Source organism: Ectobacillus funiculus (genome assembly GCF_004138295.1).
Taxonomy (GTDB): Bacteria; Bacillota; Bacilli; order Bacillales; family Bacillaceae_G; genus Ectobacillus; species Ectobacillus funiculus.
In genome coordinates this window covers 265635-287592 of record NZ_SCFM01000007.1, presented here as the reverse complement: position 1 = coordinate 287592, position 21958 = coordinate 265635, and the positions used below count along the sequence as shown (strand labels likewise).

Below are 21958 nucleotides of genomic sequence, written 5' to 3'. Positions count from 1 at the left end.
AAAGGAGTAAACCCTAAGGTTACTCCTTTTTGAACACGATCAGTCTTTAATTTTAAAATCACCTGAACTTGTTCTTGCTGTTAACTTAAAATTCCCGTCTCCAGTTTGACCCACAATTCGATCTTCTGATTTCTCAGAGAAGTTCATTCCATCTATATTTGCTGTGCCATCACCTGAACCACCTTTGTAATCAACTACTAATGAAGCTGGTGCTTTTGTCAGTTTTACATCGATATCACCAGAAGATGTCTCCATTTTAGTATCTTCTAAAACTTGATTGTATGAAGTAATATCACCGCTGCTAGAAAATAAATCGATTATCTTAGCTTCGTTATCTTTTGCTGCGATATCACCACTGCTCGTTTCCATTTTCATTTGAAATGAGAGACTTTATACAATCACCAGAATAACGAAAGAAAAAGTTTTATGATAAACTTATAATAAGATAACATATTTGAAGGTGAGGAATTAAATGAGTACAGTCAAAAAGAATAAACCTAATAAACTAAAAATGATCTTACGAGGATTAATGGTCATTATTGGAGGATTTATAGCAGCATATGGATTAGAGGCCGTATTAATCCCAAACAACGTATCTGATGGTGGTGTAACAGGTCTTAGTATCGTTGGTTCAGAGCTATTTGGATTACCATTAGGGGTTCTAATTGCGGTTATAAACATTCCTTTTATTTGGTTAGGCTATCAACAAATTGGTAGAAATTTCGCGATTTATTCGATTATCGGAATAGCTTCACTAGCGATTGGTACAAGCCTCCTGCACCATACTCCAGCAATTATTGAAGGAGATACTTTATTAGTTACCGTTGTTGGTGGTATTATCCTCGGTTTGGGGATGGGGTTAGCATTGCGCAATGGCGGCGCATTAGATGGAATTGATATGCTAGCCGTACTGCTTTCTCGAAAATTACCGTTTGGGACAAGTGATTTCATTCTTTTCTTAAACGCATTTGTATTTATTGTCGTTTCAACTGCATTCGGTCTACAAGGAGCAATTCTCTCGGCAATTGCTTACTTTATTGCTTCTAAAGTGATTCACATCGTTGAAGAAGGCTTAAGCGGCTCTAAAACCTTTAAAATTATTACAACTCAACCCAAATTAATGGTAGAGACCATACGTGATCGCTTAGGTCGAAGTGCGACATATAACGAAGTTTACGGTGGTTATTCCCATGAAAAATTTAGGGAAATCACATGTGTTATTAACCGCTTAGAAGAAAGCAAAATGAAAGAAATAATTAATGAAATTGACGAAGGTGCTTTTGTTACGGTATATGACGTAGCAGAAGTTAAGGGTGGTAATTTCAGAAAGCATAATATTCATTAGATAGAAACTGGTAAATTTACAATAAGATTACATAAACAATCACCTTTTTAGTTTTGCTAAAAGGTGATTTTATTTTTGTTTCAAAGAGTACAGCTATCCCCTTTTGTTGTTATAGGCAATAACATAAAAAAAAGAAAACATGAACCTTGGAAAGCTTCTGTTCTCTCATTTTTAGAGTATCTTACCTCGTTTCCAGACGAGGTGCTCCAAAGAATGGGCGTAGTTCAGATGTTGAAAGACTAAATGATGTTTATATACATGCTATACTTATAAAATATTCAGAAATTATAAAGAAATAGTTAGGATTCTTCTTGAATTTTGTAGTGTTTCTATTTCCTAACTCCGTCCTTGTGTATAATGATGTAAAGAGAAACAGAAAGAATGAGCTCAATCATTTCTTCCTTACAGTTAGGTCTCGCTCTTTATATGGGTGATCTGAGCTGAAATGATAAGATCATGGGGAATAGAAGGAGATTAGAAGCTGCACAATGATTAGAACTCGGTGATTGCTTCGATGCAAAAGTTTTCTACTACTTAGAAACAAGCTAGGAGCAGATAAATATATGTAGATTTTTTTAAACTCTTATATCATTTGATAATTTCTCCCTATCTTTAACTCATGTGATGAAGCTAGGTCAAAACATTTAAAGATGCAAGAATATTTATTAATAGCCAAAATATGCAGTTAGCAGGTGAGTTAAATATGAAACGAAAAAAGCAATCACGCGTTACCTTGCAACAGGTAGCAGAGCATGCCGGTGTATCTCGCGCGACCGCTTCACTTATTGTTCGTAATAGTCCTCATATTTCTGAAGCTACGCGCAAAAAGGTTTTAGAATCTATGCGTGAATTAGGATACGTTTACGATCGAGTTGCCGCTAATCTGCGTTCACAGCGTTCGTCAACTGTAGGGTTAATCATTACAGATATAGCGAATACATTCTTTTCCGAATTGCTAATAGGGGTTCATCAGACATTGGAAGAGGAAGGTTATACAGTTCTCTTAGGGACTACCTTTGATTCGGATACGAAGCAAAATCATCTTCTCTCAACGATGCTGGAACATAGAGTTGGTGGAGTAATCTTATGTCCTGTTTCGGAAACTTCAAAAGAAACCATTGACCGAATCAATCAGTTGGATATTCCAATAGTGCTTGCAGTTAGGGAACTTCCAGGGGCAAATTGTGATTACGTTAGTGTTGACTACAAGGTTGGAGCAGAAATGGCTGTAAGTCATCTAATTCAGAAGGGACATCGCAGAATTGCATTTTTAGGTGGACGCTCTGAGTCGTCTACTTGGAAAGAGCGTGCGCAAGGGTATTACGATGCCCTTCATCAAGCCGGACTAGAGGTTGACTCATCCCTAGTTGTAGATGGCCCGCCTACACGAGAGGGTGGAGTGGCTGCAGTGCAACAGGTTCTTAATCATCCAGATCCGCCGACTGCCATCTTCTGTTTTAGCGATTTGGTAGCATTTGGCGTTATGCAGGAATTGAGAAATACTGGGTTGATTCCGGGTCAAGATATGGCTATAGTTGGATTCGACAATGTTCCGGAAGCAGAAACAGTTACTCCCTCACTAACTACTGTCTCTTCATTTCCACGACTTATTGGAAAACATGCAGCGAGTCTCTTGCATGAACGCATTGCAAATTTTGACCACGAACAGCAGCGGGTCATTCTACAGCCTGAACTGGCAGTTCGAAATTCTTCTCAACAGGTTGTTGGCAAGTAGGATGCTATTAAGGAGTAGTTTTCTTAACACTTTAAGAGATTATAAATTTCTAGCTGGATGCCAATTCGACGTAGCCAGAAATTTTAGGAATAAAGTATAAGTAGGGCTACGCCTCTGTCTTCGCCAGGGGAGCAGGGCTCGCCAATCGGCGAGTTTTCTTTATAGGACAAATGATCAAGGCCTTTTTGAGAAAGTACTTGGCTATTTGTCCTATTAAGTATGCGTTTCATATTTTACCGAATCATAGCATAAAGCTACACACAGTAGAATATCAGAAGAAATATTTCAAAGTTTTTAAGAGCAGCTACGAAATCGCACCCCCTTAAAAAATTTGGAATATTTAAAAAAACAATGTTGCGAACCCTTGGAATTTGTTGTAAAATGATGAAAACATATTAAGTATACGCATAGTTCTAATGGTTAGAAACTATTTGGATTTACAGTTTTATTAAGGAATAGGGGTGAGCCAAAAAACCTGAATTCCTTGCGGGCAGTATCGATCCAATTTGCATAAAATATTCTTTTTTTCTCGTAAGGAGTTGAAATATCTTTATTGGGTCGTATATAATATTTTGTAAGCGGAATCAATGTAAAAAAAATGAAAAAGTCTAAACATCAGCCAAAGTCTTCCTCATGGTTGAATCATGGAGTATTAGTATTTTGTTAGTTTATTAGATCGATCTAATAAATATTATTTTCTGAAAGCGGTATCTCTACTGGGGTATTATAAACTGATGTGGAGGAAGAGATAAGCTAAAAACGATGCGTTCGTAAGGAAATTTGGGGTATGAACTATAAACACTTTCTAGTATGTATGGGGTCAATAAGAATATAACTATTTTTGATCCTCTATGCCTGCTTAGTGGTCGAATCATGAGGCAATCGTTGTTTAAGGTTCAGTATTAGATCGATCTAATAGATATGTATAAAATCAATGAAAATGTAACTATTTTTGATTCTCTATGCCTGCTCAGTGATCGAATCATAGGGTAATCGTTGTGTGAAGTTCAGTATTAGATCGATCTAATAGAAATGGATAAAGTCAAAGAGAATGAAACTGTTTTTGATCTCCTACATCTGCTCAGTGATCCAATCATGAGGTAATCGTTGTCTAAAAGCTACAATAGATCGATCTAATAAACAGATGTACAATCCTTAAGTTCTAAACGAGACCCGCTATTTCCGAGTATTCCTTTCAACATTTAAAAAAGTAGGTGATTGAATTGATAAAAATGACAGTTAAAAAGGCGCAACCTTATATTAATGGAGAATGGATTTCTCAGGAACGTGAAACCATTTCTATTAGGAGTCCCTATTCAGGAGAAGTAATCGGTGAGCAAGTGTTGGCAACACCAAGCGATGTCGAAAACGCTTTGGCATCAGCTTATGCAGCTAAAAAGGAGATTGCTAAAATACCGGCTTATGAACGAGCCAAGATTTTAAAACGAGCAGCTGCGTTACTAGAACAAGAGAAAGAGAGATTCGCTCAGCTTATTTCTCTTGAACTAGGAAAACCATTAAAAAACACGCTTGATGAAGTGTCACGTTCCATCGAAACATTAGAGCTGTCAGGCGAAGAAGCCAAACGATTAATGGGGGAAACGTTACCTGGTGATGCCTCTGAAAGAGGAACAAAAGCAATTGCTGCTACTTTCCGTGTACCAGTTGGTGTTGTAGCAGCCGTTACACCGTTTAATGCTCCGCTTAATCTTGTTTGCCATAAAGTTGGTCCAGCGTTTGCAGCAGGTAATAGTGTGATTTTAAAACCGGCGCCGCAAACAGCGCTGATTGCTACTGAACTTTTAAGGTTATTACTAGAGGCTGGTCTTCCTGAAAGCGCTATCAATATGGTTCTTGGCGGAGTAGAAATCGGACAGCAAATTGTAAAAGATGACCGTATTCATGTGATTTCCTTTACTGGTGGGGTAGTAGCCGCTAGAAATATATGCGAATTAGCCAGCATGAAAAAAGTCCTTCTTGAATTAGGTGGAAACGCTGCTACTATCGTCCATGAAGATGCAGATTTAAAACGAGCTGCCACGATGTGTGCGAGAACAGGCTTCAGTAATTCAGGACAAAGTTGTATTTCAGTCCAACGGATCTATGTGCATCAAGCAGTTGTTCCGACGTTTACGGAACGTTTAAAAGAAGAGGTATTAAAGCTGAAAATCGGGGATCCTTTATTGCCGGATACAGATGTGGGTACCTTAGTAGACACTAGCGCAGCAAAGCGGATTATGGAATGGATTCACGAATCGGTAAATTTAGGTGCGACACTTATATGTGGCGGGAAACAGCATGGTGCGACAGTGGAGCCGACTATTCTGTTAAATCCACCCAAAAATAGTAAAGTTGTTTGCCAAGAAGTGTTTGGACCAATCGTTAGTATCATTCCTTATGAAAGCATTGAAGAAGCAATCGAAGAAACAAATGACTCTTCCTTTGGACTTCAGGCAGGACTTTTTACGAATCAAATGGATTTAGCTTATAAAGTAGCCCATTCACTGGAAGTTGGTGGGGTAGTGATTAACGGAACATCGAATTTCAGATTGGATCACTGGCCATATGGCGGTGTGAAGAATAGTGGAATTGGACGCGAGGGTCCTCGTTATGCAATTGAGGATATGACGGAAACTAAGATGATTGTGTTGCAGCTGCCTATTAATGAATAAATACAGAAGCCCAAAGACAAAAACAGTTGAAAAATACGGGACAGCAACAGCTGATTTGCAATCCCATTATTTAAAGAGAATTAGAAAATAACTGAAGGATTGGTGATGAAGAAGATGTTGGAATTATATTTAAGCAAACCAGGTGATTTAGAATTAAGAGAAGTTCAATCTACGCCTCCCCTAAAAGATGATGAAGTAAAAGTTAAATTAATTTATGGCGGGATTTGCGGGTCAGATATTGGGGTCTATAAAGGGAAGATTAATCATGCCTCTTATCCAATCAGACCTGGTCACGAATTACTAGGGACAATTATTGAGACAGGTAAAGCTGCAAAATATGAAGTGGGAAAAAGAATTGTTGTCCAACCGAATTCATTTTGCGGCGAATGTGATTTATGTGTAAAAGGAAAGACAAATATTTGTCGTCATAAACAATCGTTAGGCATTAATACGAATGGGGGATTTTCAGAGGAGTTTACTATTTCATCAAAATATGTATTGCCAATCCCTGATGAAATGTCTGATGAAAGAGCTGTGTTAATTGAACCTTTTGCGGTGATCGTCCATGCTTTTAAAAAGATAAATATCACGAAAGATACCTCTGTTGCAATCATTGGCTGTGGTACCGAAGGGATGCTGGCTGTGGCTTTAGCAACTTATTTAGGAGCTCGGGTAACGGCAATTGATATTAGCCAAACGAAACTAGATAAGGCAAGCAGCTTTGGGGTGACAAGGACAGCACATCCACAAGACATTAAGGATGAGACCTTTGATGTTGTCATAGAAGCAGCTGGAGTAAAACAGTCGGTTGAACAAGCGATACAAATAGCGAGTCCTGGAGGTTCTGTGGTTTTAGTTGGCCTTGCACCAGAAGCTAACTTTCCTGTTGCGCAGGTTGTAAGGAAGGAATTGAATATACATGGAACGATCATTTATAACTTCCCATCGGACTTTTTACAGACCTTAGAGTATTTAATGCAGGATAACTTTAATGTAGAACCGATCATTTCGGAGATTATCCATTTCACAGACTATCAACGAGCTTATGAAGCGGCTATTTCAGGACAGTATGGAAAAATCATCTTAAATTTTAAGGAGGAGCATAACCAATGAAAGGCCTGATTTCTCATCAACTAGTGAAATATCTTGAAAACAGGGGAGTAGAACACATCTTTGGTCTTTGTGGACATACAAACATTGCGGTTTTAACAGCTTTGGAAAACAGCTCCATCAAATTTATGAACGTCAGACACGAGCAAATCGCTGCCCATATAGCTGACGGATATGCGAGAGCGAAAAAACAAACATCAGTTGTATTAAGCCATTTAGGTCCTGGATTAACAAATGCTGCTACAGGAGTTGCCAATGCAGCACTAGATTCTATTCCAATGGTTGTTATTGCTGGTGATGTCCCGAGTCATTACTATGGAAAACATCCACATCAAGAAGTCAATTTGCATGCCGATGCTTCACAGCATGAAATTTATCGTCCTTTTGTAAAACGCGCTTGGCGTGTAGATCGCCCAGATTTATTTCCGGAAATTATTGAAAAGGCCTTCCAACTTGCTGAAAGCGGAAATCCTGGCCCGGTTTTAGTATCTGTCCCGATGGATATTTTCTCTAAAGAAATTGATGTAGCTCTATTTGAAAAATTAAATCATAACACGAAAACACTTCACAAGCCTTCCATTGACGATATAACAGCTAGAAACATTATTGAAAAGCTTGCAAACGCTAAAAATCCGCTATTCTATGTTGGCGGGGGAATTATGTTAGCTGATGCTTCTAAAGAGTTAAGAGAATTGGTAGAGCACTTGAGTATTCCAGTAGCTCATTCCCTGATGGGGAAAGGTGCCGTCTCCGATGACCATCCGTTAACATTAGGAATGACAGGGTTCTGGGGAACAAGGTTTATTAATGATAAATGCAAAGCGGCAGATTATATTTTCGCATTAGGCACTCGTTTTGCTGAAGCGGACTGCAGTTCTTGGGAATCGGAATATACGTTTAATTTCCCGCCCACCAAATTAATTCAAATTGACATTGATCCGAGTGAAATTGGTAGGAACTATCCAGTGGAAATTGGGGTTGTTGCTGACTTGAAACAGGCTCTAGCAGTTCTTAACCGTGTAGCAAAAGAGCTTTTGCCGCATGGATTACAAAACGAGGAGCTCGCACAAGAGATTGCAGCTTATCGGAAAGAATTTAAAAACAGCAATAAACAATATATCATGGATCATTCATTCCCGATGCAACCGCAGCGTATTTTGGAAGAAGTTCGTGAAGTACTTCCTAAAGATGCGATTATCACCACTGATGTAGGCTGGAATAAAAATGGGGTCGGGCAGCAATTCCCGATTTACGAGGCAGGAAGCATCTTAACTCCTGGCGGTTTTGCCACAATGGGATTCGGAGCTCCAGCTGCATTAGGGGCAAAGATCGCACAACCAGATAAAGTGGTCGTTTCATTAGTAGGAGATGGCGGTTTTGGACAAAATCCTGCTTTGCTTGCTACAGCTGCCGAAGAAAATATCCCGGTGGTTTGGGTTATTATGAACAACTATGCGTTCGGTACAATTGCAGGATTACAAAAAGCTCATTACGGCACAACCCTTGGTACTGTGTTCCAAATTGATGGAGAACCGTATTCCCCAGACTTTGCAAGTATCGCAAAAGCATACGGGGTGGAAGGGGTTAAGATTCAGTCAGCAGAAGAATTTAAATCTGTATTAAAACGAGCTATTGAGTCTAACAAACCGTTTGTTATTGATGTGGCCATGTTAAATAATCCGGTTCCAACTGCTGGACACTGGAACATCATGGATATCTATTCGCCTAATAAGAAGGTTCATCACGTATCCGTTTAATCTTTAATGGTGAGATTATCATAAGTCAGGAGATGTTTGCCATTATCTAATGACTGAAGAAAGTACATGAATGGAGCTCTACGTTTGATAGAGGTATTCCATCATTCAGTTTGCCATAGCTGTTAAAATAAATAGAGTTTGCTATGTAAGGAATAGTTAGAAAAATGAAAGCGATGCCAATTTTTTAAAGGGAGATGACTACTCCTAGAGTCAATGTGTATCAGTTACAGACAGATGATCTTACATGCGGGCGTATACCATTGATGATTAAAACTCTACTATAGATTATTCACAAGAAATGAAAGTGCGTATCTATAAATAGATGAATATTTTGGTGAATGGAGGGAACGTATGAAAAATCATCGTTGGTCAATTGTAATCTTAATTGCATTTGGCGTGGTGGTGAACTATTTTGATCGCATCAATATGTCAGTCGCGATGCCGTTATTACAAAAGGAATTTAATTTGACGCCGGGACAGGTGGGGATCTTTTTATCTGCCTTTGCATGGTCGTACGCTCTTCTTCAACTTCCCATTGGACCTTTACTGGATAAAATAGGAGTTAAATGGGTAACACGAGTGGCGACGGTTATATGGACAGTAGCTTGCCTTTTAACCGCAGTAGCTAATGGATGGGGATTAATTATCTTGTCTAGAGTCTTATTGGGGGTTGGGGAGGCTCCATTCTTCCCATCTGCAGCCAAAGCAGTCAGTCATTGGGTTCCTCGAAATGAACGAGGGAGAGCCGTAGCTGTCTATGATTCGCAGTCTAAACTTTCCAATGCAATTGGTGCTCCGATACTAGCTTTGATTGTGACCGAATGGGGATGGCGCGGCGGCTTTCTTGCAACTGCGATTCTCAGTTTTCTTTATGCCATTGTGTATTGGATATGGTACCGTGAACCTCATGAAGATAAACGATTGACGAAAGAAGAGTATAAATACATTACCGAGGGCGGTTCACAAAGTTCAGAGGAAGCATCAGGCAGTGCCATCAAGAATATACGTTATCTATTAACTAAACGAAAAGTATGGGCAGTATTCATTGGATTTGCAGCCTATGGATATTCATGGTTTTTATTTCTAACCTGGCTTCCAGGTTACCTTGCGACGGAGATGCACATGTCTATCCTGAAATCGGGGTGGTATTCGGCGATACCGTGGATTGTGGGCACGATTACAGAACTGGTCATTGGTGGCTGGCTCGTCGATCGTCTCATCCATAAAGGCTATAATAGAACTCGTGTATGCAAAATCTTTTTAGTGAGCGGTCTGCTTCTCGGTTTGTCCATCATTGGCGCGGCGTTTACACATAACCCAAATATGGCTGTATTTTGGATTTCAATGGCACTTGGTGGGCTTGTAGTTACTTCGGCGGTTGCCTACAGCATCCCAACATTTATTGCACCTAAGGGAAGTGTGGGAACTTTGACAGGACTTTTAACCTTTGGAAACAATGCAATGGCAATCGTGGCACCAATTACGACAGGATTTATTGTTCAAGCCACAGGCTCCTTTATGTATGCATTCCTAATAGCAGCAGCGTTTCTAGTCATTGGGATTCTGAGCTATGCATTCCTGCTTACGGATCTAGAACCGATTGAAGCTGCCGACACGAAATTATCTCAGCATTCAGCGTGAAGTAATTTCACAAAAAAGAAGACTATGTTAAGAGAACGGGCAGTCTCAAACGAGGCTGCTATTCATTTTTTATGAGGTGTTAGTTTATCGTTCTGTTGATATAGTGGATTAGGGAATAGGTATAATGAGTCTTGAGAACAAGATTACTATGAAAGAAATGCTTCTTGATATCGTGGGAGAAGAAAATATGCTTCAGAAATTACCGAAAGACTTCCGGATTGCGTCCAATTACAGTTGAGGATTATAATTATTTAGAAATTGTTTAAAAAGAAGTCAAAGCCAATTATAGAATTCGAAATGGAAGTACAAAGACTATGGTTGAATTTAAAAACATACACTCTAAGTCGATTTTGACACCTGCAAATGGTTTGTTAGACGGAAGTGGATTTACATTTACATTGAATCCATATGTGGGTTGCTCATTTGGTTGTAAATATTGCTATGTAAGAGAAATGCCAGCAGCTAAATACAGAGAACAAGAATGGGGTAAATACGTAGATATAAAAACGAATGCTGCGGAGTTATTGGAAAAGGAAATAAAAAAAGCGAAGAAGAAAGGTACTCCTGTATCTATTTTTATGAGCACTGCAACAGACCCTTATCAAGGAATAGAAGCGAAGACAAAATTAACACGTTCACTTCTTCAAACGATGTTGATGCTAAAAGATGATATTGACAACTTACTAGTGCACACACGCTCACCTTTGGTAACAAGGGATCTGGATTTATTTAAGAAGTTTGATGATAAAATCATTATTAGCATGACTATAGAAACGGACTTAGAAAAGATAAGAAAAATTTTCACCCCTTCAGCCCCTCCCATTCCTGCGAGATTAAATGCATTAAAAGAAATTACGGAAGCAGGCGTGCCGACGAGAGCATCAATTTCTCCGATGCTACCTCTGAGCAAACATATAGCGAAAACTTTAAAAAACGTAACAAATAACGTAGCATTAGATGACTTTTTTTTGGGTGACGGAAGCAGAGGTAGAAGAACCGAACGAATGGGCATAAGAAAAATTTATGAACAATTGAACTTATTACAGTGGTTCGAACCAGATGCCTATAAAAAGGTTTTGGCTATATTAGAAGAAGAGTTTAACAATATAGATGTATTCAATGAAGATTGAAACTTCAATACACTCCCCAATAGTAGGGGGGCCAACTAACATTTTGATGTAAAATCCACGCTAAATGAACATTTTAGGGAATTGCTTATTCATCAAGGAGTTCAGACTTAGCGTGGGAAACATGATAAAAAGTTGGTACTCCCTATTTTTGAAAGGAGTTAATTTCATGTTGGATTACACAGACATGCAAATATTAGAAGAGTTATCTAAAAATAGTCGTATTACTTATGAAAGAACTAGGAGAGAAAGTTCATTTGATAGGATAAGCAGCCGCATCTAGAGTTGCATTAGTTATAAATGATATAGAATTGTACAAGTGAAACCTACCGTTTGTTTTTAAATCAATCTATAACAATGTAAAAATTGATATACGATATGCAATATCAAAGGCGTCACCTCCTAACGCTTAATCCATAGATATATGTACGATGTCCTTTACGTTTATGTAACGCACCTTTCTTTTAATGTCAACTATGCGAAGTTGATTTCGTTGTGTATCGTAGTAATGCACATGTCCGCTAACGTGCGCTATATATCCATTTCGCCAGAAGTCGACGTACAGCAGGTTGTTATTCTCCAGTGCATCGTCTACCATCGCATCAAATTGTTCTAGCGCTTGGTCATCTATTTGTGGTTGGTTGACCTTTGTTTGTGTGAGAGGCAAACCATCTAGCATGGCCATCTGCTCCGATATAAATGTTGTCGGCCGCCATTCCTTCATTACGATAACCACCTTCCGAAACAGAACTTATGTTCTTATTTTACCTCTAGACATAAGCAATATGCAAGTGGAGGTTAATCGAATACTTCTGAAATAGCATCTTCCCACCGTTAAATCTTTTGCTTTCTTTCTGTTTTTACCAGCCTGACGGGCTAGCGTGGACGTGCTCAGGAAATATCGGGGTAGCAAAAAGACGCTGATTAATCAGCGTTCAGTTTGTGTTGCTTTGAAATAAAGTCGTAACGTCCATTTTCTTGAATAAGAGAAGGGAGTATTCGTAAGTAAATCGAAGTTAATTAGAAGATGTTAGTTGGTTTTAGTTTAGTACCACTCAACATTAAGGAGGAGATCCATTATGAGCGACAGCCAGACTTTGCGAGGACTTACCACAGTCAGTTTTTGGACGGAGGATCTAGTAGCGGCAAAGAAGTGGTACGCCGAGCTATTGGGCATCGAACCATACTTCGAACGTCCAGGATATGTCGAGTTTCGCCTCGGCGACTACCAGCACGAGCTGGGCCTGATCGATAGCCGCTATGCGCCTGATGGTTCCGCGACCGGCCCGGCCGGTGCTGTAGTGTACTGGCACGTCGATGATGTAACAGCAACTTTCAAGAAGCTGCTGTCTATGGGAGCGAAAGAGTACGAGGCACCCACAGAGCGCGGCGAAGGATTCATCACTGCTTCCGTGGTCGATCCCTTTGGGAACATCCTAGGCATTATGTACAATCAGCACTATTTGGAGGTTCTCAGTTCGACTAGAAAAGCGTGACCTTCGCTGTCAGCATTCACAGTTCACCGAGGCTTGAGTTGACTGTAGGGCGTAGCAATTATCTGTGCAGTGGCAGCTGTCTCAATTTATGTTATGCTTACCCCAACTGTTCTGTATTCAACTACTATTCTGGGGATAAAAAGCACAAGAAAAGTGAAAAGGACTTCATAAGGTAATATTAGTAAAGGACTATTCCGGAATAGGGCGCTTTTCTGAAGTAACGAAAAAAGCCCAATTTCTCAGCATTAAATTAGGAAATTGGGCTTCATTCTTCGCTTTCCAGCAGTTCGATCAGTGTTCTTTTCCTACTCGGTGCATTGCATTATGAATGATTTCTACCACAAAGGGATCTCGATTTTCCAACTCAGTCAGTGTGACAGATCCATTCATTAAACTGTCGCAAATCTCATTTATATCTTCTTGAGCTGATACAGGAACTAGGTTCCAGGTCATCATTTTTTGGAGCTCATTAGCTACTTTTGTTTCTTGATTCAATAAAAACACAACCTTTCCAAAGTTAATCAATTTAGTATTGGTTATTAAATGTTTTTTATTCAATAGGGAAAGGCGCATAAAACAACAGTAAGCGACCTTGTCCATCCGTATTGGAACGACAAGGTCTGGTTTCCGTTTCTTTCGATCTCTCGGTACTTTCCCAATACAAGTGTTCTCCCTACTAATTGAATTAATTCTCTTCTTGTTCTGGATAATTTTTTAATATATTATCCCGCAGATGTTGAAGATGGATATAAGTGGCTTCAACAGCCTCGGACGTCTTACGATGTTTGATTGCCTCTAAAATAGCTCGGTGCTCTGCTAGAGATTGAGGATAGCGTTCTTTTGAATTCAAAGTTTGTTTTCGAATCTGGCGAATCATGTTTAAATTCGTTTCCATCATGGATACAAAAACAAAGTTTTGCGTAGCTTCAGCTAAAGCTAAATGAAAGCTGCTATCTGCTTCTACCTTTTGATCTGGATATTTCAGCTGATCTTCCATTTTTAATAAGATCTGTTCCATCTTTTCTATATTTTCTACAGTTGCCCTTTGACTAGCTAACTCCGCGATTTTTGGTTCAAGAGTTTCTCTTGCCTCCAAGAAGTAAATAATAGCTGTCTTTTCAAGCATGTCTATAGGATTAAAGCGATACCCTGGCATCATATTCTGATCCACATGTTGAATAAATCGCCCGCCACCAGGCTTGGAAATAATGAGCCCCTCTGACTCTAACACGCGGCAAGCCTCACGTAAGGAGGTGCGGCTGCAGCCTAAAGTTTGTGCTAGCTCACGTTCACCTGGTAAACGATCTCCTGGCTTTAACTTTCCATCCTGTATCAATTGTCTAATTTGTACCACTATTTTTTCGTATAGTCTTTCATTACGCAAGCCCGAGAAAATTTCATTACTCATGAATCGACCTCCAGGTTTAGTTAATCACCTGGGCTGTTGGATAGCCCAATCAAGTGAATTATATGTAGATAAATCTGAATCGTCAAGCTGTTTATTTTTAGTTTGGAATGCATTAATTTTTCTTGCACTGTAAGAAAATATAATTTTTGGGGTGATGTCTAGCTCCAAGGCCCAAAATGGCAGACTCCGTGCTTGAACCTCTTGATTAGCCTAGTGAAAAAACAAGCGATGTCCATATCTTATTTTAAGTTGATGAAGATGGATTGCGACCCGGAGGAGGGAATTAATGGTAACATGGAGAATGTATAATATTTGAAGGTAAATCCTAATTTTGAAGAGAAGGGAATTATTTCTATGTCAAAAAAAGTTCTAATTATAGCAGGAGATGCTGTTGAGGCTTTGGAAATTTACTACCCGTATTTTCGTTGTTTAGAAGAAGGATTCGATGTACAAATAGCGGCTCCATCAAAAAAGAAGCTGCAAACGGTCGTTCATGATTTTATCGGCTGGGATACTTATACGGAGAGCAAAGGATACTTAATTGAATCACAGTTAGCCTTCGAGGATGTAAATCCTGAAGAATATGATGGTCTGATTATTCCAGGAGGAAGAGCTCCGGAATATATTCGTTTAAATGAAAATGTCCCAAGGATTGTGGCCCATTTCTTTGAGGCGAATAAACCTGTTGGGGCCATCTGCCATGCCAGCCTTGTGTTAACAACGGTTCGTCAATACTTAGAAGGCCGTGAGTTGACTGCTTATATCGCCTGCAAGCCGGATGTGGAGGCATGTGGTGCAACCTATATTGAAAATCACCTTCACGTTCAAGGGAATCTAATTTCCGGTCATGCATGGCCGGATCTTCCGGGCTTTATGAAGGAGTTTATTAAACAACTGAATTCATAAGGCTATTATTGAGGGGAAGGAGAGAATTTTAAAGTAAATAATCACCTTCCCCTCCCCGTGCTACTATAAGGATAAACATGAACGAAATTAGGTATGCGTCAGGGCCACATAAACTGCTTTTTCTGCTTCCAATTCCATATACTAGTCTTGGATTCCTTGAGATACTTTTTTCACCCACTGGAAGTCCCCTTTTGTTACTTCTCCTATTCCATACAAATCTCTTTTTTTAGGCTTTCAATGTGTAGCTGCTTCCCGCTTAGCCTTCCTTTTTACTAACTCAAATATTTGGAAAAAAATTCAAACCCCATTGACGGACCGACCAGCGGTATGTATAATCAAATTACAAGTCGACCGTTGGTATTTATGAAATATCTTGAGAAATAATTATGAAGCACTACAGGCAGAAGAAAAAAGGTATTGACGAGAACTTCAATTGAAGCAGGGAACACTCTAGGCAGTTATTTTTTTAAAACATAACAAACCGCTAGTCGGTTTGTTATGTTTGATTAGAAGGGATTTAAATAGGAAGGGCATTGGTGTCGCACCATATTCCATTTGGTTTCCAAGGAATGTTTACTGAGGATTTGTTCCTGAGTTCATAAAACAAATGAAAAGGGAGTAAAAATGTGAACATAGAAATCGCTTCTATAAATAGCTTGAAATCTATAAAGTCTTTATACGTTACTGTTACCAAGCATTTGAGAAACAATGGAGTGGATCAATGGGATCGATTTTACCTAAATGAATTTGTCATCGGTAAAGACCTGAAAGGTGGGCATCTCCATGCTATATTGAATGATGGATTTTGCATAGGTGTCGTAGTTTTGAATGAAGATCAAAGCTTCAAATATGCAGGTCTTCCATGGAGTGATAAAGAAGGAAGACCTGCCGTGATCCATCGTTTAGCGGTGCATCCTGATTCACAGGGGAAAGGAATTGGTAAACAGCTTCTGCTGCATGCAGAGGCTTTGGCTACATCCCAAGGATACACAAGTATTCGATTAGATGCCTATACGGCAAACCCTGCTGCTATAACGATGTATGAAAGAGCAGGGTATAACCCAGTAGGACAAATACGATTTCCTTTCCGTAAGCATCCCTATCAGTGCTTTGAAAAGATTTTATAAGCTAGTTAACTAACTGTTGAAGTAATACGCAATTTTAGTAATAAAACACCAATATAAAAGGCGGGGTTGTACATGAACCAAACAGGTTCGATTTCAAGAAAAGAAATTATTAGAGGCATTGTCATTACACTTCTTATTAACGGCGCGGTTCCATTTGTTGTTTACGAAATACTTAGATCGCACATGTCAAGCATAGCAGCTCTATCCATTGCTACCGTTATTCCCTTAATTGATAATTTGTTCAGCTTTATTAAAAGAAGAAAAATGGATGTGTTTGCTGTTTTTATGTTAGTCAGCTTCTTACTAGGCATTATTATGATGTGTATTGGAGGAAGTGAACGTTTGCTCTTAATTCGGGAATCTTTTGTAACGGGGATCTTGGGCATTATTTTCCTCGGCTCACTATTATTCCCTAGACCATTAATTTTCTATTTTGCTATTCGTTTTACGGTTGGAAATGATCCAGATAAAACATCAGCTTTTGCTGATAATTGGCAATACGCTTACTTTCGATTTGTTTTAAGATTAATGACCGTTGTTTGGGGGGTAGCATTATTGGGAGAATCCGCAGTACGTTCGATTCTTGTCTTTAAATTATCTGTCACTCAATTCTTAGCTGTTTCGAACTTCGTTATGTACGGATTTATAGGAGCTGCAATAGTTTTTACTGTTATTTATCGAAAACACTCTCAGAAAAAATTCAAGGAAATTATCTCTAACAAAACGCATGGTTGAAGACAATCACCTTGGCTTTCCTGCTTTCTGTGTATCTTTCCATCATTATTAACTTGTTAATTACCCAAGTCTATCTCAGCAAACGTACTCGGGGTTCATCAGTCAAAAAGGGACAATGCTATGTTGAATCATTTCAAGATTTACTGCTTAGGAGTCTAAACACAATTCGATATTTTCTCACGCTGTCCCTAATAATTTCTTTTCTTTGAAATCTTCTTCTGTACGAGAGAATTCTAAAATTTTTAGAAATATTTCTTCCGTAATTGAAAAGTATGAGTACAAGCTTCCAAAGCTTATGTTTGCAACTTCTTTAACTAACCAGCTAATAGAGGCTATATTGATCTTCTATAAAAAGGAGAAATTGTTGAACACAGAAATATCCTTAACTGAGCCAGTGTGTACGTTGGCTTTGTATACTTCTTCTAAAAACGAAAATCCCTAAATTCTTTTGGAGTCATATGCGTGTGTTTTTTAAAAGTAGCAATAAAATGGGATGGCGAACTAAAACCAACCATTTCAGAGATTTTATTGATAGAAAACTCCGTATTTTTTAGTAAGGATTTAGCACGTGTTAATCGTTTAACAATGACGTATTCATGTGGTGATAAACCCGTAAACTTCTTAAACTTTCTCGAAAAGTGATAGATGCTCAGTGATGCTAAATGAGCCAAATCATGAATATTTAAAGGCTTTTCACTGTTTTCATCTATGTACGCAATTACTTCCTTTAAATTTGATATTGAAGATGATGATTGATTTTGCTCCAGTAAAAGACTAAGTATTTTATGGATTTCATACGAAACCTTTGTATCACTGACTCTTTGATGTTCTAGCATACTCAAAATTGTGTCAATGGATTTCATTATTTCAATGTCATTTAACAGAGGGATGACCGGACTATAGAGTTGAGTAATCATCTCATATAATTCTTTGCTTGCATTTCCCTTAAAATGAATATACTCAAAAGTAATCTGTGTCGTTGCATAGTATTTATGAGGAATACGACAATCAAATAGAAGCAATTCATTGGCATTTACAAGAAATGTTTGTTGGTCATACTCTAGCCGCAGCTGTCCATGAATGACTTTAAGAATTAAATAATAGTCATGAAAAGTTCTCTCAATAAGGTAATCCGTATCACAATCATACCGGCCTGCAAAATGAATTGTAAATAAATGCTTTCTTGAAAATTCATTAGGTGTATGGATAAAAAATTCCGATGTTGGCAGAACCCCAGGTTCATTGATTTTCATGATGGCCTCCATAGCAATATTTTGATATTTAATGAGCAATATTATCGGATGACTCTTGATATGAAAACATACTATACTAACCACATGATAGCAAATAACTGACAAGGTTGGGATCGAAATGAAGAAAAAAGTTAGAATTGGTATGGTTGGAGCCGGATGGATGTGCAAATCACACGTTAATGCCTATACAACTGCATACCGTTTATATGGAGAACAAATAGGCGAACCTGTTTTTAAAATAATTATGGATGTAAATGAGGACGTTTCCAAAAAGGCAGCTGAAACCTTTGGGTTTGAAGAATGGACGACAAATTGGCTCGACATTATTCAATCAGATGAAGTAGATATTGTTGATATTGTTACACCAAATGCATTTCATTACGAAATAGCAAAAGCAGCTTTATTGCATGGCAAAAATGTCTATTGTGAAAAGCCGCTATCCTTAAGTGCAGAAGAATCAAATGAATTAGCAAGAATTGCAAAAGAAAAAGGTGTCTTGAATTATGTCGCCTTTAATAATGTGATGAACCCTGCTACTGAATATATAAAACAATTAGTAGCATCCGGCAAACTAGGTACAATCATGCGTTTTGATGGACGTTACGACCAAGACATGCTTCTTGACCCATCTATTCCTATTACGTGGAGACATCTCGTAAAGCAGGCTGGCAGCGGGGCTTTAGGAGACTTAGGTTCACATCTTTTAAGTGTGTCCCAATATATTATGGGGGACATTGAATCTGTAAACGCCGTTTCAAAAATTTATCTTCCGGAGAGACCTGTAAAAGCAGGATCGACCGAAATGGGTCAGGTTGAAACCGAGGATTATATGGCATTCACAGCTGTTTATGAATCCGGTGCCATCGGTCAATTATCAACGAGCCGTGTTGGAACAGGAAGAAAGAACTACTTAGCGTTTGAAATTCAAGGAACGTTAGGAACTGCTACATTTAATTTGGAGAGATTGAATGAAGTAAATGTCTATTTCCACAATGAAGAAAGTACACATCGCGGGTTCAGAAATGTATTACTAGGGCCAGAGCATGGAGATTATGGAATATTCCAACCTGCTTCAGGTATTAATATAAGCTTTAATGATATGAAAGTTATTGAAGCTGCCAAAGTGTTAGATGCATTTACGAATCATGCTGAATACGTATGTGATTTTGAATTTGGTGCAAAAATCGATACATGTATTCAAGCGATCTTAGCATCTGCAGAAACAGGACAATGGGAAAAGGTAAAGGAAGGGAGCACTTCCATATGTCTATAAGAATAGGAACCGCTCCGGATTCCTGGGGAATATGGTTTCCGAATGATCCAAAACAAATTCCTTGGCAGCAATGCTTAGATGAAATGAAGGAAGCGGGTTATAAAACGTTAGAGCTAGGGCCGTGGGGATATCTCCCTACGGATCCTGTTCAGTTGAAGGAAGAGCTGTCTAAACGAGGTTTAGAGCTCGTTGCAACCACATTAATGACGGATATTGTGTTTGTACAGGATTTACAGCCTATTTATGAAACATTGGACCAAATATTATCCTTACAACAGCATTTTTCTTCTGCATCATATTTAGTATTGATTGATGGGATGTATACAGATCTATTTACTGGAGAACATATTGCGGAAAAAGAGCTTAGTGATGTTCAATGGCAGCAAATGATAACAAACATTCAAAAGATTGTAGACTACGTAAAAAGCAAAGCGGACATTAAGGTCGTATTCCATCCGCACGCGGAAACACATGTGGAGACGGAAGAAGAGATTGAAAGACTGTTAAAGGACATTGATGTCGATCTATGTTTGGATACAGGACATCATCTCTATGCCGGAGGGGAACCTCTTTCATTTATTAAAAAGCATGCAGACCGGATTAAATACTTACACTTAAAGGACTGTAATACACATATTCGCAAGAAAATGATAGAAAATAATTGTTCCTTTGCCCAAGGTGTTCAAGAAGGGGTAATGTGTGATCCTGAATCCGGGGATGTTGATTTTATTCAACTCACAAAAGTACTAAGGGATATCCAATTTACTGGTGAAGCAGTGGTAGAACAGGATATGTACCCTGCCCCTGCTGATGCTCCTTTTAAGATTGCAAAGCGAACATTAGAATATTTTCAGGAGATAGGTCTAGTAGAAAACTCGCTGGTTGGCGAGCCCTGCTCTTGATACGCCGAATTGGCATCCAGCTAGAAATTTATACTTTCTTAAAGTGTAAAAATAAATAGATGATATGGAGAGGGATATATGAAACCGATTGTTACTGGCGTGTTAGGATATGGATTTTCAGGGAGAATTTTTCATTGTCCATTTATTGATGCTCATGAACATTTTGAACTAAAAACGGTCGTACAACGTCATGCAAATACAGCAAAAGATGATTATCCCTATATTCATGTAGCAAAAGATTACCAAGAGCTTTTAGATGATGAAGAAATAGAGCTCGTTGTAATCACGACACCAAGTCATCTACATTTTGAACATGCAAAGCAAGCATTAGCGAAGAATAAGCATGTTCTGATTGAAAAGCCTTATACAGCAACATATGAGCAGGCTGTTGAATTAAATCGAATCGCAGATGAAAAGAACTTATTTATTTCAGCATATCAGAATAGACGATATGATGGAGACTTTTTAACTCTATCTGAACTAAAGAAGCAGGGTATGTTTGAAAAGCTGTATGAAGTAAGCATGGTTTGGGATTTTAATTATCCAGTACAAAAGGAAAACTGGCGTGAACAGGATTATGAAGGAGCGAACTTTGTATTTGATTTAGGTGCACATTTTATTGATCAAGCCCTACATTTATTTGGCGAGCCTAAAGATCTATATTCTATTTCGAAAAAAGTAAGGGAAGACTCGAAGGTCGATGATTGGTTTGAAGTACTCTTTGATTACGGCGATTATGTAGCAAGAATAAAACATAGCTGCGCAGCTCTCATCGAAGAGCCTCGATATACAATCCAGACCAATCAAGGAACCTATCAATTTCATAAAATGGGGGAACAGGAGCCGCAATTAATCCAAGGTGTACGCCCTCTTGATCCCGATTATGGTGACAATTCCTTATATGATTATTATAAATTAGACGGTACAATGGAAAAAAGACGCGTCATCAAAGGAAATTATTTAATGTTCTATACACAAATGGCTAGAGCCATTCGCTTAGGCGAACAGCCAGAAGTTACAAAAGAATCTGCAGCAAAAGTCATTCAATACTTAGAGAGAATAGCGAATGCAAATAAAGCTATCCAACAGGTTTAGAATAGCTCATCTATCATGTGGCTACACAATATCGTATAAATTTTAAAAATTGAAAAGTACTACAGCAAACAGTAAGTCCCTGTCCCAATTACATTATTTTTAAAACTGCTTGTGGCCTAAAATGATGATGAAAATAAAAGGGACATATTTTAAAGCTGTAACTTATCTTTACCAGAGAACACATATGTAAATAAAATGAAAAAACAACTCCCATTCTTTTGAAACATGACAAAAACACCCCCTTGATTCGCATACTAAAAAAGACGAATCAAGCGGAGGTGTTTTTGTCTCTTACCTCTTCTTTAGACATTGTACTTATACTGTATTCCTAAAAGTTCCTACTACATCGAATTGTCTCCTAGCTAGAAACTTATCC

At 38.5% G+C, this 21958-nt stretch carries 19 protein-coding genes and 1 pseudogene; 15 read left to right on the top strand and 5 right to left on the bottom strand.

Going from position 1 to position 21958, the window contains the following annotated elements:
* Positions 1-39 precede the first annotated feature (39 nt).
* Positions 40-375, bottom strand: a complete 336-nt coding sequence (locus EP737_RS07725) for a DUF4097 family beta strand repeat-containing protein (RefSeq protein WP_129727380.1) — start codon at positions 373-375, stop codon at positions 40-42.
* Positions 376-472: 97 nt separating this feature from the next.
* Between EP737_RS07725 and EP737_RS07720 the strand changes: the two genes are divergently transcribed.
* The 8 genes and pseudogenes from EP737_RS07720 to EP737_RS26735 form a co-directional block, all read left to right on the top strand.
* Entirely contained in the window at positions 473-1345 is an 873-nt protein-coding gene (locus EP737_RS07720; RefSeq protein ID WP_129727379.1) for a YitT family protein, read from the top strand.
* A gap of 703 nt (positions 1346-2048) precedes the next feature.
* On the top strand, positions 2049-3080 hold the full coding sequence (locus tag EP737_RS07715; protein ID WP_129727378.1) for a LacI family DNA-binding transcriptional regulator: 1032 nt from the start codon (positions 2049-2051) through the stop codon (positions 3078-3080).
* A gap of 1232 nt (positions 3081-4312) precedes the next feature.
* Complete coding sequence (locus EP737_RS07710) at positions 4313-5752, top strand: aldehyde dehydrogenase family protein (RefSeq protein ID WP_129727405.1); 1440 nt, start codon at positions 4313-4315, stop codon at positions 5750-5752.
* Positions 5753-5866: 114 nt separating this feature from the next.
* A complete protein-coding gene (locus tag EP737_RS07705) occupies positions 5867-6865 on the top strand; it encodes a zinc-dependent alcohol dehydrogenase (protein WP_129727404.1) in 999 nt (332 codons plus the stop codon).
* Positions 6862-8619, top strand: a complete 1758-nt coding sequence (locus EP737_RS07700) for a thiamine pyrophosphate-binding protein (protein WP_129727377.1) — start codon at positions 6862-6864, stop codon at positions 8617-8619. The genes EP737_RS07705 and EP737_RS07700 overlap by 4 nt, the downstream gene beginning before the upstream one ends.
* 351 nt (positions 8620-8970) lie before the next feature.
* Entirely contained in the window at positions 8971-10260 is a 1290-nt protein-coding gene (locus EP737_RS07695; protein WP_129727376.1) for an MFS transporter, read from the top strand.
* 314 nt (positions 10261-10574) lie between these two features.
* Complete coding sequence (locus tag EP737_RS07690; RefSeq protein WP_129727375.1) at positions 10575-11390, top strand: SPL family radical SAM protein; 816 nt, start codon at positions 10575-10577, stop codon at positions 11388-11390.
* 166 nt (positions 11391-11556) lie between these two features.
* Positions 11557-11653: pseudogene (locus EP737_RS26735) on the top strand (winged helix-turn-helix transcriptional regulator); the annotation flags it as partial.
* Between the two features lie 143 nt (positions 11654-11796).
* Here the strand turns inward: EP737_RS26735 and EP737_RS07680 are convergent.
* Positions 11797-12111, bottom strand: a complete 315-nt coding sequence (locus EP737_RS07680) for a YolD-like family protein (protein WP_129727374.1) — start codon at positions 12109-12111, stop codon at positions 11797-11799.
* A 355-nt stretch (positions 12112-12466) separates the two neighbouring features.
* Here EP737_RS07680 and EP737_RS07675 point away from each other — a divergent pair, with 355 nt between their 5' ends.
* Positions 12467-12883 (top strand): VOC family protein, encoded by a 417-nt coding sequence (locus EP737_RS07675; RefSeq protein WP_129727373.1) that lies wholly within the window; start codon positions 12467-12469, stop codon positions 12881-12883.
* Positions 12884-13174: 291 nt separating this feature from the next.
* Here EP737_RS07675 and EP737_RS07670 read toward each other — a convergent pair whose 3' ends face one another.
* A complete protein-coding gene (locus EP737_RS07670) occupies positions 13175-13441 on the bottom strand; it encodes a hypothetical protein (RefSeq protein ID WP_205650893.1) in 267 nt (88 codons plus the stop codon).
* Positions 13442-13568: 127 nt separating this feature from the next.
* On the bottom strand, positions 13569-14291 hold the full coding sequence (locus EP737_RS07665) for a FadR/GntR family transcriptional regulator (RefSeq protein ID WP_129727371.1): 723 nt from the start codon (positions 14289-14291) through the stop codon (positions 13569-13571).
* A 354-nt stretch (positions 14292-14645) separates the two neighbouring features.
* On the opposite strand from EP737_RS07665, the gene EP737_RS07660 reads away from it, so the two are divergent.
* From EP737_RS07660 to EP737_RS07650, 3 genes are all read left to right on the top strand, one after another.
* Entirely contained in the window at positions 14646-15197 is a 552-nt protein-coding gene (locus EP737_RS07660) for a DJ-1/PfpI family protein (protein WP_129727370.1), read from the top strand.
* A gap of 626 nt (positions 15198-15823) precedes the next feature.
* A complete protein-coding gene (locus EP737_RS07655) occupies positions 15824-16324 on the top strand; it encodes a GNAT family N-acetyltransferase (protein WP_129727369.1) in 501 nt (166 codons plus the stop codon).
* Between the two features lie 72 nt (positions 16325-16396).
* Positions 16397-17059 (top strand): VC0807 family protein, encoded by a 663-nt coding sequence (locus EP737_RS07650; RefSeq protein ID WP_129727368.1) that lies wholly within the window; start codon positions 16397-16399, stop codon positions 17057-17059.
* Positions 17060-17481: 422 nt separating this feature from the next.
* Here EP737_RS07650 and EP737_RS07645 read toward each other — a convergent pair whose 3' ends face one another.
* A complete protein-coding gene (locus EP737_RS07645; protein WP_165350722.1) occupies positions 17482-18312 on the bottom strand; it encodes a helix-turn-helix transcriptional regulator in 831 nt (276 codons plus the stop codon).
* A 118-nt stretch (positions 18313-18430) separates the two neighbouring features.
* On the opposite strand from EP737_RS07645, the gene EP737_RS07640 reads away from it, so the two are divergent.
* The 3 genes from EP737_RS07640 to EP737_RS07630 all read left to right on the top strand — a co-directional run bounded on the left by EP737_RS07640 (position 18431) and on the right by EP737_RS07630 (position 21582).
* Positions 18431-19585 (top strand): Gfo/Idh/MocA family protein, encoded by a 1155-nt coding sequence (locus EP737_RS07640; protein ID WP_129727366.1) that lies wholly within the window; start codon positions 18431-18433, stop codon positions 19583-19585.
* The gene (locus EP737_RS07635; protein ID WP_129727365.1) at positions 19576-20487 is read left to right on the top strand and encodes a sugar phosphate isomerase/epimerase family protein; all 912 of its coding nucleotides are present in this window, start codon (positions 19576-19578) and stop codon (positions 20485-20487) included. Before EP737_RS07640 ends, EP737_RS07635 begins: the two co-directional genes overlap by 10 nt.
* Positions 20488-20565: 78 nt before the next feature.
* Complete coding sequence (locus EP737_RS07630) at positions 20566-21582, top strand: Gfo/Idh/MocA family oxidoreductase (RefSeq protein WP_129727364.1); 1017 nt, start codon at positions 20566-20568, stop codon at positions 21580-21582.
* Positions 21583-21958: the final 376 nt, after the last annotated feature.

What these genes read in the sequence shown, in the direction of transcription:
- EP737_RS07680 (WP_129727374.1), bottom strand. Translation starts at nt 12,111, where the DNA reads ATGAAGGAATGGCGGCCGACAACATTTATATCGGAGCAGATGGCCATG.
- EP737_RS07630 (WP_129727364.1), top strand. Translation starts at nt 20,566, where the DNA reads ATGAAACCGATTGTTACTGGCGTGTTAGGATATGGATTTTCAGGGAGA.
- EP737_RS07695 (WP_129727376.1), top strand. Translation starts at nt 8,971, where the DNA reads ATGAAAAATCATCGTTGGTCAATTGTAATCTTAATTGCATTTGGCGTG.
- EP737_RS07665 (WP_129727371.1), bottom strand. Translation starts at nt 14,291, where the DNA reads ATGAGTAATGAAATTTTCTCGGGCTTGCGTAATGAAAGACTATACGAA.
- EP737_RS07640 (WP_129727366.1), top strand. Translation starts at nt 18,431, where the DNA reads ATGAAGAAAAAAGTTAGAATTGGTATGGTTGGAGCCGGATGGATGTGC.
- EP737_RS07720 (WP_129727379.1), top strand. Translation starts at nt 473, where the DNA reads ATGAGTACAGTCAAAAAGAATAAACCTAATAAACTAAAAATGATCTTA.
- EP737_RS07635 (WP_129727365.1), top strand. Translation starts at nt 19,576, where the DNA reads ATGTCTATAAGAATAGGAACCGCTCCGGATTCCTGGGGAATATGGTTT.
- EP737_RS07715 (WP_129727378.1), top strand. Translation starts at nt 2,049, where the DNA reads ATGAAACGAAAAAAGCAATCACGCGTTACCTTGCAACAGGTAGCAGAG.
- EP737_RS07700 (WP_129727377.1), top strand. Translation starts at nt 6,862, where the DNA reads ATGAAAGGCCTGATTTCTCATCAACTAGTGAAATATCTTGAAAACAGG.
- EP737_RS07675 (WP_129727373.1), top strand. Translation starts at nt 12,467, where the DNA reads ATGAGCGACAGCCAGACTTTGCGAGGACTTACCACAGTCAGTTTTTGG.
- EP737_RS07710 (WP_129727405.1), top strand. Translation starts at nt 4,313, where the DNA reads ATGACAGTTAAAAAGGCGCAACCTTATATTAATGGAGAATGGATTTCT.
- EP737_RS07705 (WP_129727404.1), top strand. Translation starts at nt 5,867, where the DNA reads ATGTTGGAATTATATTTAAGCAAACCAGGTGATTTAGAATTAAGAGAA.
- EP737_RS07725 (WP_129727380.1), bottom strand. Translation starts at nt 375, where the DNA reads ATGAAAATGGAAACGAGCAGTGGTGATATCGCAGCAAAAGATAACGAA.
- EP737_RS07660 (WP_129727370.1), top strand. Translation starts at nt 14,646, where the DNA reads ATGTCAAAAAAAGTTCTAATTATAGCAGGAGATGCTGTTGAGGCTTTG.
- EP737_RS07650 (WP_129727368.1), top strand. Translation starts at nt 16,397, where the DNA reads ATGAACCAAACAGGTTCGATTTCAAGAAAAGAAATTATTAGAGGCATT.
- EP737_RS07690 (WP_129727375.1), top strand. Translation starts at nt 10,575, where the DNA reads ATGGTTGAATTTAAAAACATACACTCTAAGTCGATTTTGACACCTGCA.
- EP737_RS07645 (WP_165350722.1), bottom strand. Translation starts at nt 18,312, where the DNA reads ATGAAAATCAATGAACCTGGGGTTCTGCCAACATCGGAATTTTTTATC.